A 13,447-nucleotide genomic window follows, 5' to 3' on the forward strand; every position below is an offset into this window, starting at 1 on the left:
CTATTCCCCCTTGCTTGAATCCTTTTTACCACTTAAAATATTTGCTATGGAAGATATACTTCCTGGATCATAATTTGTTTCTCCTTTTTTATAATCCTTTACTTCCTTTGGCTCATTAACCACTTTATTATTGGAATTTTTTACTGCATTAGACTTATCTTGAATGGTACTGGTACGCTGCATAGCTACTTTTTGTACGGATTCACTATTTACACTACCTAATTTAGCTTTTTTCTTATTTGCCTTCTCTAAATTTTTCTCAATAATACTATCAACATCAATTTTTCGCATATAGCGGTTTACAAAAAACTGTTGGGTAATTCTAAATACTGAGCCAGCTACCCAATAAATACCTACACCAATTGGCAACATAAAACACATAAATCCAGATACAAACGGCATAACGTTATTTACTGTCTGCATAGAAGCTGCAGCTGGATTATCAACGGAATCTGTCTTTGGTGGCATAATCATTCTAGTATTCAATAACTGTGTCAAAACCGAAAATATTGGTATTACAACAGACATTGAATTAATCTTGGGACTGTCAGCAATATTCATTCCAAAAAATGAATTTACATGACTAATCTTACTTGCTGTTTCAGTTATAGTTGAACCAATTGCTGGAAACTGTGATGCTAAATCACTCCATTGATCAGACTTAAATTTTGCCAATATATCAATAATGTAGTTTGTAGAATTCGCATCTGTAGATAAGGCAGTACTAATATCTCCCCAGCTTTTTGTTGAAATTTTAACTTGTTCAACATACTGACTCATAACTTGCACATACCCATCACAGCCTTTAATTGCTTCTGCAGCACCCTCATAAACAACTTTAATTGAATCAACATATGCAGGTATATTTCCAATCACTCTATATAATGCCAAAAGTATTGGAAGTGTTATCAGCATTGGCAAGCAACCCCCTGTAGGGCTTGTCCCAAACTTTTCATACACTGCTTTTGTCTCTGCCTGCTGTGACCTCATTGATGCTTCATCAGTTTTTCCTTTGTATTTTTGTTGTATCTTAGTTAACTCAGGTGACATTCGTGATTGAAGCTTTGACCATTTTTGTTGCTTAACAGTCATAGGTATCATTAATGCATTAACCAAAAATGTAAATAAAATAATGGCAACAGCTGCATTATCTATATGAAACATTTCTAAAAAATTAAATAATGCATTTAATACAACTCCTAAAAGCCATACAAATGGACCTAACAACTTGCCTTGATCCTGTGTCAAAAACAAAATACCCAATCTATATCCTCCTTTTCAAGCTACTTTCATTATTAATCTTAAATAAATGATATATTCTTCATATAATACTGCATTTTGAAAAATTAAGGTACTGGATCATAACCACCTTTATGAAACGGATGACATCTTAATATTCTCCTTATGGCAAGATAGCCACCTTTTAAAACCCCATACTTTTCAATTGCTTGTATTGCATATAAAGAACAGGTAGGCGTATAAATACAAGTGGGCCTTCCTTTTAAAGGAGATATAAATTTTCTATAAAACTTCAGTAACAATATTAAAAATCGCTTCATAATCACGACTGAATCATCTCTTTTTTTAAGATCTTATGAATTTTTCCTAAATGCAACAAAGCACTGCTAATGTCGGTATAATCCTTTCCCTTAGCAGTATTTCTTGCAATAACAACTATATCATAGCCACTATAAAATTTTTCTCCATTTAGCCTGTAGCTTTCTCGAATAAGTCTTGTAACTCGGTGTCTTACTACACTATTACCGACTTTCTTGCTAACTGATATACCAACTCTGTTAAAACTAAAATCATTTTTCAATACATACATTACTAAGTAATGATTAGCACAGGATTTTCCTTTCCTGTAAACCATCTGAAAATCCTTATTCTTCTTAATTGATTCTGACAATTTCAAAATCCCCTAATCTGCTAAAGAGAAGAAAAGGCCACATAACTGCGACCTATGCGGATAATCTCTTTCTTCCCTTTGCTCTTCTTCTAGATAAAACTTTACGACCATTTGCACTGCTCATTCTGTTGCGAAAACCATGTACTTTTGATCTTGATCTCTTTTTTGGTTGGAATGTCATTTTCATATCAATACACCTCCTTGCACTGCCAACTCTATTTAATAAAGTAGGCGTATTTTATCTATTCTAATTTAAATATCAAAGTTAATTATATTAGTTATTAAAGGTTTCGTCAAGTAATTATTTTTTTGCATACAAAAAACGTATTTATACACACAAAACTAACCATTTATGCGCTTTACATCACATATAAACATTTAAAAAAATAAAGTTATCAACATTTTGTGGATAACTTGTGGATAACTTTACACATATTTTGTTTTTAACTATTTATTTTTTATTTGGTTGCGAGTAAATGTTTACGTTAAATCATGTGGATAAATTGAATTAAAATTACACACTCATGTGCATATATAATCCTGATCTGTGTATAACTTGTTAAAATATTGTGTTTTTGGTCTTGTTTTTTTCTTAATGATCAAGTAAAATACTGATCTTATCCAAATTATCCACAAACTCATTAAATGAAATATTGAAATATTAAGAAAAATGATATAATATATATGTATGTATGTTTTTTTACTTATGGGAGGTTACAATGGAAGACATTATTCAAAAAAAATGGGACGAGATATTGGAGTATCTCAAAATAGAACACGGTATAACAGATGTCTCTTTTAGGACTTGGCTACAGGCACTGGATGTTTTTTCTGTTGTAGACCACTTAATAACGATATCAATTAATGATAGTAAGATCGGTGATAGCAAAAAATACATTGTTAATAAATTTGGTATTCCACTAAAAGTTTCAATTGAAGAAATTATTGGGGAAAGTTTTGATATTGAATTTGAACTTTCAAGTGATTTAAAGAACCGTCAGCCTGCTCCTGCCGCATTAGTTAAATCTAAGCAAGAGCCATCCAATGATTTAAAATACCCATTTTTAAATCCTCGATATACTTTTGAAACATTTGTCGTAGGTAATAATAATAGTTTAGCCCATGCCGCTTCGTTAGCTGTAGCAGAAGCACCAGCAGAAGTTTACAATCCACTTTTCATTTATGGTGGTGTTGGATTAGGTAAAACACATTTAATGCATTCTATTGCACATTATATATTAGCACAAAATCCTAATACAAAAGTTTTATACGTTACAAGTGAAACCTTTACAAATGAATTGATCGAAGCAATTAGAAATAGATCAGACACCACTTCTATTGCTGAATTTAGAAAAAAATACAGAAATATAGATGTACTTTTAATTGATGATATACAATTTATTATAGGAAAGGAAAGTACCCAGGAAGAGTTCTTTCATACTTTTAATACATTACACGAATCTAAAAAGCAGATTATAATATCATCTGATAAACCGCCTAAAGAATTTGAAACGCTAGAGGAACGTTTAAGATCAAGGTTTGAATGGGGGCTTCCAGTAGATATTCAATCTCCTGATTATGAAACTCGTATGGCTATTTTAAAGAAAAAAGAAGAACTAGATGGTTTATCAATAGATAATGAAGTATTGAAATATATTGCAACAAATATTAAATCAAATATACGTGAACTGGAAGGTGCCTTAACAAAAATCGTTGCTTTAAGCCGGTTAAAGAATAAAGATGTAGATGTTGTATTAGCTGAAGAGGCTTTAAAAGATCTTATATCTCCTAACAATAAAAGAGATATTACAGTTGAGCTTATTTCAGAAATAATTGCAGAGCACTTTGGTATTCAGCCAACAGATATTGTTTCCAGTAAGAAAAGCCGTAATATAGCTTATCCAAGACAAATAAGTATGTATTTATGCCGTGAACTGACTGATCTTTCTTTGAAAGATATAGGTAAAAAGCTTGGGAATCGAGATCATACAACCGTATTACATGGTATAATGAAAATACAAAATGATCTTGAAACTGATGATTCTTTACAAAATACAATAGGTGTACTTAAAAAGAAAATTAATCCTCAATAATATGTTTATAACTATGTGATTTTGTTGTTAAGTAATTCAGATTAATTTTTTTTTGTGGATTTATACACATTCATTAACACCTTATACATGAAACATAAAGATACTTATTCTTAAGTAAACACCTTGATTTTAAAGGCCTAAGAGTGGTTATGAACAACTTAACACCGCCTATTACTACTACTACTAAGTTTTATTATATATATCTTTATTTTTAAACTTGAAGGGAGTTATCAACACATGCAAATTATATGTAACAGAAGTACACTATTAAACAGTGTAAATATTGCTCAGAAAGCTGTTCCATCTAAGACAACAATGACGATATTAGAGTGTTTAATAATTAGTGCAAAAGCTAATTGTATTAAGTTAACTGCAAATGATATGGAATTAGCAATTGAAACTATACTGGATGGAGAAATTAAGGAAGAAGGTTCAGTTGCAATTAACGCTAAAATATTATTAGAAATTATTAGAAAACTTCCTGATAGTGAAGTAGTGATCACTACAAATGAAAAGTATGAAGTAACAATTAAGTGTGAAAAATCAAAATTTAGTATTATGGGAAAGACAACAGATGAATTTCCAGGAATACCAGAAATTAAACGAAACAATAAAGTTACTTTATCACAATTTGCATTAAAGGATTTAATAAGACAAACTGTTTTTTCTATTTCGGATACAGAAACAAATAAAATAATGACAGGGGAGTTATTTGAAATTAGCGAATCAGAATTTAAAGTCGTTTCCTTAGATGGTCATAGAATATCTATTCGCAAACTACAGCTTAAAGATAGCTATGAACCAATAAAAGTAATTGTTTCAGGAAAAGCACTAATAGAAATTAACAAGGTATTATCAGGAGGAACAGATGATCTTGTCTACATGTATTTTACAGAAAAGCATGTGATTTTTGAATTTGATAATACAATTGTTGTATCCCGATTAATTGAAGGGGAATATTACAAAATTGATCAAATGTTGACAAATGACTATGAAACAAAAATTATTGCAAATAAAAAAGAACTATTAAATTGTATTGACAGGGCAACTTTATTAGTAAAAGAAAATGAAAAAAAACCAATTATTATTAATATTAGTAGCGTTCAAATGGAACTTAGAATGAATACTTCTATAGGATCAATGAATGAAGAAATTGATATTAAAAAAGAAGGAAAAGATATTTTAATTGGTTTTAACCCTAAATTCTTAATAGATGCATTACGGGTTATTGATGATGAAGATGTAACAATTTATTTATTTAACCCAAAGGCACCATGTTTTATAAAGGATAAAGATGAGACATATATATACTTGATCTTACCAGTAAATTTTAATGCAGGAGTGAACTAGAATGGAAAAAATAGTAATAAAAGATGATTTTATTAAATTAGGACAGCTGCTAAAATTAGCTGGTTTAGTTGAAAATGGTGTTGAGGCAAAATTTGCAATTATAGATGGAAAAGTATTAAGAAATGGTGAAGTGGAATTGCAGAGGGGAAAAAAAATTATTTCTGGAGATATCATTGAATTCAATGGGCAAAAAATAAAAGTTATAAAGGAATAGTTTTTAGGTGTGCTAAATGATAATAAAATCTTTAGAGTTAAGTGACTTTCGTAATTATAATCATTTAAATATCAGCTTTTCAGAATGTGTTAATATATTTTATGGTGATAATGCCCAGGGAAAAACAAATATTTTAGAGTCTGTTTATTTAGGAGGGACTACGAAGTCTCATAAAGGCAGTAAAGATAAAGATTTAATTATGATTGAAAAACCGGAAGCTCACATTCGGATGTTAGTTGAAAAGAAAGGATTTCCCCATAAGATAGATATGCATCTGAGAAGAAATAAAACAAAAGGAATTGCAATAGATGGACTTCCAATTAAAAAATCATCTCAATTAATAGGATTAATAAATTTAATTTTTTTTTCTCCTGAAGACTTATCTATAATAAAAAATGGCCCAGGAGAAAGAAGAAGATTTATTGATATGGAGCTTTGTCAATTGGACAAAGTATATTTAAACAATTTATTAAAATACAATCATGTATTAAATCATAGAAACCATTTGTTAAAGCAAATAGGTTTACAGAAAGAATTATTGGAAACACTTAGTATATGGGATGAACAATTGGTTTATTTTGGAAGTCAAATAATTGAAAGAAGGTCTTTATTTATTGAACAACTAAATAGTATAATATTTAATATACATAAAAGGTTGTCAGGTGAAAAAGAGGAGCTAATAATCCAATATGAACCCAATGTAGAAAAAGATCAATTTTATAGTAAAGTTAATACTAATAGAAATAGGGATTTTATTTTGAAAAGTACCAGTATTGGACCCCACAGAGATGATATACAGTTTCTTATAAAAAATATTGACTTAAGAAAATATGGATCACAGGGACAGCAAAGAACGTCTGCTTTATCTTTAAAACTTGCTGAAATAGAAATGGTTAGGCAGATAACAGGCGAGAAGCCAGTTCTTTTATTAGATGATGTTCTATCTGAACTAGACAGAAACAGACAAAACTATTTGCTTGATAATATTAATGATATTCAAACCATTATTACCTGTACAGGACTAGAGGAATTTGTAAACAAGAGGATGGTTTTGGATCAAGTATATAAAGTTGTAAATGGAACAGTCGTAAAAGAAGAAATAGGAGGATTTATATGAGTGCAGAATATGGTGCAGACCAGATTCAAATATTAGAAGGCCTGGAGGCAGTAAGAAAAAGACCTGGAATGTATATTGGCAGCACTTCCATTAAAGGTTTACATCATTTAGTTTATGAAATTGTTGATAATGCAGTCGATGAAGCATTAGCAGGATTTTGTGATATAATCGATGTAACAATCAATGAAGATAACTCACTTACAGTAATTGATAATGGAAGAGGAATACCAGTAGGTATAAATCATAAGGCTGGACTACCCGCGGTTGAAGTGGTATTTACCATATTACATGCAGGAGGTAAATTTGGTGGTGGAGGATATAAAGTATCTGGTGGACTTCATGGTGTAGGAGCTTCTGTTGTAAATGCTCTTTCGGAATGGTTGGAAGTAGTGATTCACTCCAATGGAAAAATGTATAAGCAGAGATATGAGAGAGGAAAAGTTATGTATCCTCTACAGGAAATTGGTACAACTGATAAAAAAGGTACAGTAGTAACATTTTTGCCAGATAAAAAAATATTTGAGGAAACTGTATTTGATTATGAGGTTTTAAGACAAAGATTGCGGGAAATGGCTTTTTTAACAAAAGGATTAAAAATTATTTTAACAGATAAAAGGCTGGAAGAACCAAAGATCAGAGAATTTTATGCAGAAGGTGGAATCAGAGAATACGTAACGTATTTAAATAGACATAAAGATCCTTTATATGACAATGTTATTTATTGTGAAGGTGAGAAAAATAATGTTGTTGTTGAGGTTGCAATGCAGCATAATAGTTCATATACAGAAGGATGCTATAGTTTTGTGAATAATATTACAACGCCTGAAGGTGGGACGCATTTAATAGGTTTTAAAAATGCTTTAACTAAAACCTTTAATGATTATGCAAGAAGCCAGAAATTTTTAAAGGACAGTGAAACTAATTTAACAGGAGAAGATATTAGAGAAGGATTAACTGCAATTATAAGTATTAAAATTGAAGATCCGCAATTTGAAGGACAAACTAAGCAAAAGCTTGGTAATAGTGAGGCAAGAGGTGCAGTAGAAGGAATTGTTACAGAGCAGTTGACTTATTTTCTGGAACAGAATCCAAGTATTGCAAAATGTATTTGTGAAAAATCTATTTTGGCTCAGAGAGCAAGAGATGCTGCCAGAAGAGCAAGAGATTTGACACGACGAAAAACAGCTTTAGAGGGAATGAGTCTTCCAGGAAAGTTGGCAGATTGTTCAGATAAGAATCCTCAGAACTGTGAAATATATATAGTAGAGGGTGATTCTGCGGGTGGAAGTGCTAAAACAGCAAGATCAAGGGCTACACAGGCAATTCTTCCTTTACGCGGAAAAATTCTCAATGTAGAAAAATCAAGGTTAGATAAAATTTTAGTTAACAATGAAATTAAAGCAATGATTACTGCATTTGGTACAGGAATATCGGAAGATTTTGATTTGTCAAAATTACGATATCATAAAATAATCATTATGACAGATGCTGATGTAGATGGTGCTCATATTAGTACATTATTGTTGACGTTTTTTTATCGTTTTATGCCTGAGTTAATTGAAAAAGGTTTTGTTTATTTAGCGCAACCCCCACTATATAAGGTTGAAAAAGGAAAATCAATATATTACGCGTATAGTGATGATGAATTAAATAAAATACTTCTGGACATTGGAAGGGATGGAAATAATAAAATTCAGCGTTATAAAGGGCTAGGTGAAATGGATGCAGAGCAACTGTGGGAAACTACAATGGATCCAGAAAGAAGAGTTTTATTAAGGGTAACACTGGATCAAGAACAAAAATCAGAGGTTGATATAACATTTACAACTTTAATGGGTGACAAGGTGGAGCCGAGAAGAGAATTTATTGAGGCAAATGCTAAATTTGTTAAAAACCTAGATATATAATATATTTTAGTTCTTGCAAGTAAAAAATGGAGGAAGTTACATGGACGAAAATATTTTTGATAAGGTTCAAGAGGTAGACTTGAAAAAGACAATGGAAACATCATATATTGATTATGCCATGTCAGTTATTGCTTCCAGAGCCTTACCAGATGTAAGAGATGGTTTAAAGCCAGTACAACGTAGAATTTTATATGCCATGATTGAATTAAATAATGGACCAGATAAGCCACATCGTAAATGTGCACGTATTGTAGGTGATACAATGGGTAAATATCACCCTCATGGTGATAGTTCAATTTATGGTGCATTGGTTAACTTAGCACAGGAATGGTCTACAAGATATCCTTTAGTGGACGGTCATGGAAACTTTGGCTCAGTTGATGGTGACGGAGCAGCAGCAATGCGTTATACAGAAGCCAGATTGAGTAAAATTTCTATGGAAATGCTCTCAGATATAAATAAAAATACAGTAGATTTCGTTCCTAACTTTGATGAGACCGAAAAGGAACCAGTAGTGTTACCATCCAGGTTTCCTAATTTACTTGTAAATGGTGCATCAGGAATTGCAGTTGGTATGGCTACTAATATTCCACCTCACAATTTAAGGGAAATTATTAATGCTGTTATAAAAATAATTGATAATAATATTGAAGAGGAAAGAAAAACAAATATTGATGAAATATTACCAATTGTTAAAGGCCCAGATTTTCCAACAGGTGCTACAATATTAGGAACCCGTGGAATTGAGGAAGCTTACAGAACTGGTCGTGGTAAAGTGCGTGTACGGGCTGTAACAGATATTGAGGCCATGCCAAATGGAAAAAGCAGAATTGTAGTAACTGAACTTCCATATTTAGTTAACAAAGCTAGATTAATAGAGAAGATTGCAGAGCTACATAGAGATAAAAAAGTTGATGGAATAACAGAACTTCGGGATGAATCAGACAGACAGGGAATGAGAATTTGTATTGAATTACGAAGGGATGCCAATTCAAATGTTGTACTGAATCAGTTATTTAAGCATACACAATTACAAGATACTTTTGGGGTAATTATGCTTGCTTTAGTGAATAATGAACCAGTGGTAATGAATTTGCTTCAAATGCTTGAATATTATTTGTCTCATCAGGAGGAAGTTGTAACCAGAAGAATTCAATATGATTTAAATAAAGCAGAGGAAAGAGCCCACATTTTACAGGGACTGCTTATTGCACTAGATCATATAGATGAAGTAATTAGCATTATTAGAGGTTCTAAAAATACAACAGAAGCAAAAGAAAAGTTAGTTGAAAGATTTTCTTTAGATGATGTGCAAGCACAGGCAATTGTGGACATGCGTTTAAGGGCATTAACAGGATTAGAAAGAGAAAAGCTTGAAAATGAGTATGCAGAATTAATGGTGAAAATTGCAGAGTTTAAAGAAATTTTAGGTGATAGAAAAAAACTACTTGTAGTAATAAAAAATGAGTTAATAGTAATACGTGATAAATATGGCGATGAGCGAAGAACATCTATAGGTTATGATGAATTTGACATTTCCATGGAAGATTTAATACCAAAAGAAAATACGTTAATTGCAATGACAAGTCTAGGTTATATTAAACGTATGACTATTGATAATTTTAAAAGTCAGAATCGCGGCGGTAAAGGAATAAAAGGTATGCAGACTATTGATGAGGACTATATTGAGGACTTATTTATGACTACTACTCATCATTATGTACTTTTCTTTACAAATAAAGGCCGGGTGTATCGTTTAAAAGCTTATGAAGTTCCTGAGGCAAGCAGAACAGCAAGAGGTACTGCAATTGTAAATCTTCTTCAGTTACTGCCCGAAGAAAAAGTAACAGCAATTATTACAATGAGTGAATATAAAGAAAATAAGTATTTGTTTATGGCAACAAGAAGTGGAATTGTAAAAAAGACGTCTATTCGCGAATACGAAAATATTCGTAAAACAGGTCTCCAGGCGATTAATTTAAGAGAAGATGACGATCTAATTGAGGTAAAAGTGACTGATACTGAAAAGGACATTATATTAGTTACAAAACTGGGACAATGTATCCGCTTTAATGAAAATGATGTGAGGCCGACTGGAAGGACTTCAATGGGTGTTATAGGAATGAATTTATCTTATGATGATGAAGTTGTTGGAATGCAATTAGATACCCAGGGTGATTATTTATTATTAGTTTCTGAACTAGGTATGGGAAAAAGAACTAGTATAAGTGAGTTTACAGTTCAGCGAAGAGGCGGCAAAGGCGTTAAGTGTTATAAAATTACTGAGAAAACAGGAAATGTAATTGGTGTAAAAGCTGTTAATAATGAAAATGAAATTATTATCATTACTACTGAAGGAATTATAATACGTTTGGCGGTTGAACAAATTTCTGAAATTGGAAGAATTACATCAGGTGTGAAATTAATTAACTTGGATAATTCTAAGGATATAAGAGTTGCAAGTTTTGCAAAGGTAAGAGAAAGTGAAGTTGTAACAGAAGATGACTTGTCACCTTTAGTTGAAGCTGCTGAGCTTGATCTTGAAATGCAGGTAAATGAAATTGAACAAGATAATGATGAAACAATATAAAAATATAAAAACGGTTATAACTGTATAGTTATAGCTGTTTTTATGTACAAATAGGAATAAGTACAGGAGGTTATTATGAGAGTAATTAATTCTATAGAAATTACAAATGCAATTGAGGAAATGTGTATAGAAGCTAATTTAGTTCTTTCTGAAGATGTATGTAGTGCAATAAAAGGGGCATTCAGTACAGAAAAAGCTCAGTTGGGTAAAGAAATATTAAAACAGCTTGAGACAAATATGGAAATAGCAAAAAATGAGTTAATACCAATTTGTCAGGATACAGGAATGGCAGTAGTTTTTTTAAAAGTAGGGCAAGATGTACATGTTGAGGGCGAATTTATTGAAAATGCTGTTAATGAAGGAATACGACGTGGATATGAAAAAGGATATCTGCGAAAGTCGGTTGTAAAGGATCCTATAATACGAGAAAATACAAAAGACAATACTCCTGGAATTATTCATTATGAAATAATAAAAGGAGATAAGATAGAAGTAACGGTAGCTCCCAAGGGATTTGGAAGTGAAAATATGAGCCGTATTTGTATGTTAAAGCCATCAGATGGTATTGAAGGAGTAAAAAACGCTGTATTAGAAACGGTACAGATGGCTGGACCAAATGCCTGTCCGCCAATGGTTGTAGGGGTAGGAATAGGAGGAACGTTTGAAAAATGTGCTATCTTGGCTAAAAAGGCTTTAACAAGAAATATAAATAGTCATTCTCCAATTCCATATGTTAAAGAAGTAGAAGAGGAATTACTGGATAAAATTAATAAATTAGGAATTGGGCCAGCTGGTTTAGGTGGTACGACTACAGCATTAGGTGTAAATATTGAAACTTATCCTACACATATTGCAGGACTTCCTGTAGCAATAAATATTTGTTGTCATGTAAACCGACATGTTACTAGAATTTTATAGTAGAGTAAATTATTGTAGTATAATTATATTAGAAAAGAGGTTTTATTTTGAATAAATATATTAATACACCATTAAATAGTGATATAGTGTGTGATTTAAGTGCAGGTGATTTCGTATATATTACCGGGACTATATATACTGCCAGAGATGCTGCCCATGAAAGATTATACAATGCATTAATTGAAAATAGAGAAATACCTTTTGATTTATTAAATAATATTGTGTATTACTTAGGTCCTACACCAGCAAAACCCAATCAGGTAATTGGTTCGGCAGGACCTACTACAAGCAGCAGAATGGACAAATATGCTCCATTACTTATGGAACAAGGATTAAAAGGTATGATTGGAAAAGGTAAAAGAAATAAGCAAGTAGTGGATGCTATTATAAACTCAAATGCTGTTTATTTTGCTGCAATTGGTGGTGCAGGTGCCTTATTATCAAAATGTATTACTAAATCAGAAGTAATAGCCTATGAAGATTTAGGAACAGAAGCAATTCGTAAATTAGAGGTAAAAGATTTTCCTGTTATTGTTGTTATAGATTCAAAAGGAAATAATTTATACGAAACGGCAGTGCATGAATATAAATTAAAATTTATGTAGTATTTTTGAATTTGTAATAAATAAAATTGCAGTTTACTGACTACTACACCAGTAAAATAAGGACTTAAATAAAATTGTTTGAAAAATTTAAAAAATTTGTTGACAAATCTTTTTACCTCTGCTATACTAAATAATGCGTCTAACGCAAATAATTAAATAGTAAAGTTAAGTTCAATTTACTGTCAGGAGAAATACTCAAGTGGTTGAAGAGGCGCCCCTGCTAAGGGTGTAGGTCGTTCGCGCGGCGCGAGGGTTCAAATCCCTCTTTCTCCGTTAAATTATTTTAAATATTCAAGTAATTTAAAAAATAAAAATAATTTAAAAAAGTTATTGACAAACACAAATCAATATGATAAACTATTTATCGCTGACTTGTTAAAAAATAAGACAAGGAGCAAAGAACTTTGATAACTAAACAGTGAAACAACCTTGAAAATTCAAAAAGAATTTCAAAGAACAGCATCTATAAAAAGATGCACCCAAAAACAGTAAAATACAGAACTTCCGGTAAGAGGAAGGGAAGTATACGGAAAATAGCCAAGCTAGATTTCTGAAGGAAAAAACTTTATTTGAGAGTTTGATCCTGGCTCAGGATGAACGCTGGCGGCGTGCTTAACACATGCAAGTCGAACGAAGCACAAAAGCGGAAGCCTTCGGGTGGAAGCTTTTGTGACTGAGTGGCGGACGGGTGAGTAACGCGTGGGTAACCTGCCTCATACAGAGGGATAACAGCTGGAAACGGCT

General features: G+C 31.8%; 12 protein-coding genes, 1 tRNA gene and 1 rRNA gene. 10 read left to right on the plus strand and 4 right to left on the minus strand.

The window, feature by feature from the left end; genetic code table 11:
• From BM305_RS16965 to rpmH, 4 genes are all read right to left on the minus strand, one after another.
• Positions 1–1,263, minus strand: coding sequence for a YidC/Oxa1 family membrane protein insertase (locus BM305_RS16965; RefSeq protein WP_092563627.1), 1,263 nt, complete (start codon positions 1,261–1,263; stop codon positions 1–3).
• Positions 1,264–1,346: 83 nt separating this feature from the next.
• Entirely contained in the window at positions 1,347–1,559 is a 213-nt protein-coding gene (gene yidD, locus BM305_RS16970) for a membrane protein insertion efficiency factor YidD (RefSeq protein WP_177214783.1), read from the minus strand.
• Positions 1,560–1,561: 2 nt separating this feature from the next.
• Positions 1,562–1,915 carry a ribonuclease P protein component gene (rnpA, locus tag BM305_RS16975; RefSeq protein ID WP_092563630.1) on the minus strand — a complete coding sequence of 118 codons (354 nt, stop codon included), beginning with the start codon at positions 1,913–1,915 and terminating at the stop codon, positions 1,562–1,564.
• A gap of 46 nt (positions 1,916–1,961) precedes the next feature.
• Positions 1,962–2,096: a 50S ribosomal protein L34 gene (gene rpmH / locus BM305_RS16980; protein WP_092563633.1), complete on the minus strand. Its 135-nt coding sequence runs from the start codon at positions 2,094–2,096 to the stop codon at positions 1,962–1,964.
• A gap of 532 nt (positions 2,097–2,628) precedes the next feature.
• On the opposite strand from rpmH, the gene dnaA reads away from it, so the two are divergent.
• The 10 genes from dnaA to BM305_RS17030 form a co-directional block, all read left to right on the plus strand.
• Positions 2,629–4,002 carry a chromosomal replication initiator protein DnaA gene (dnaA, locus tag BM305_RS16985; RefSeq protein WP_092563636.1) on the plus strand — a complete coding sequence of 458 codons (1,374 nt, stop codon included), beginning with the start codon at positions 2,629–2,631 and terminating at the stop codon, positions 4,000–4,002.
• Between the two features lie 237 nt (positions 4,003–4,239).
• Complete coding sequence (gene dnaN / locus BM305_RS16990) at positions 4,240–5,352, plus strand: DNA polymerase III subunit beta (protein ID WP_092563639.1); 1,113 nt, start codon at positions 4,240–4,242, stop codon at positions 5,350–5,352.
• A gap of 1 nt (position 5,353) precedes the next feature.
• Positions 5,354–5,566: an RNA-binding S4 domain-containing protein gene (locus BM305_RS16995; protein ID WP_092563642.1), complete on the plus strand. Its 213-nt coding sequence runs from the start codon at positions 5,354–5,356 to the stop codon at positions 5,564–5,566.
• Between the two features lie 16 nt (positions 5,567–5,582).
• Positions 5,583–6,683, plus strand: a complete 1,101-nt coding sequence (gene recF, locus BM305_RS17000; protein WP_092563645.1) for a DNA replication/repair protein RecF — start codon at positions 5,583–5,585, stop codon at positions 6,681–6,683.
• Positions 6,680–8,590 (plus strand): DNA topoisomerase (ATP-hydrolyzing) subunit B, encoded by a 1,911-nt coding sequence (gene gyrB / locus BM305_RS17005; protein ID WP_092563648.1) that lies wholly within the window; start codon positions 6,680–6,682, stop codon positions 8,588–8,590. The genes recF and gyrB overlap by 4 nt, the downstream gene beginning before the upstream one ends.
• A 40-nt stretch (positions 8,591–8,630) precedes the next feature.
• The gene (gyrA, locus tag BM305_RS17010) at positions 8,631–11,180 is read left to right on the plus strand and encodes a DNA gyrase subunit A (RefSeq protein ID WP_092563651.1); all 2,550 of its coding nucleotides are present in this window, start codon (positions 8,631–8,633) and stop codon (positions 11,178–11,180) included.
• 75 nt (positions 11,181–11,255) lie between these two features.
• Positions 11,256–12,098: a fumarate hydratase gene (locus tag BM305_RS17015; RefSeq protein WP_177214784.1), complete on the plus strand. Its 843-nt coding sequence runs from the start codon at positions 11,256–11,258 to the stop codon at positions 12,096–12,098.
• 47 nt (positions 12,099–12,145) lie between these two features.
• Positions 12,146–12,703 carry a Fe-S-containing hydro-lyase gene (locus BM305_RS17020; RefSeq protein ID WP_092563657.1) on the plus strand — a complete coding sequence of 186 codons (558 nt, stop codon included), beginning with the start codon at positions 12,146–12,148 and terminating at the stop codon, positions 12,701–12,703.
• A gap of 185 nt (positions 12,704–12,888) precedes the next feature.
• A tRNA-Ser gene (locus tag BM305_RS17025) sits at positions 12,889–12,976 on the plus strand.
• A gap of 292 nt (positions 12,977–13,268) precedes the next feature.
• Positions 13,269–13,447: ribosomal RNA gene (locus tag BM305_RS17030) — 16S ribosomal RNA — on the plus strand; the annotation flags it as partial.

Source organism: Anaeromicropila populeti (assembly GCF_900112775.1).
Classification (GTDB): domain Bacteria; phylum Bacillota; class Clostridia; order Lachnospirales; family Lachnospiraceae; genus Anaeromicropila_A; species Anaeromicropila_A populeti.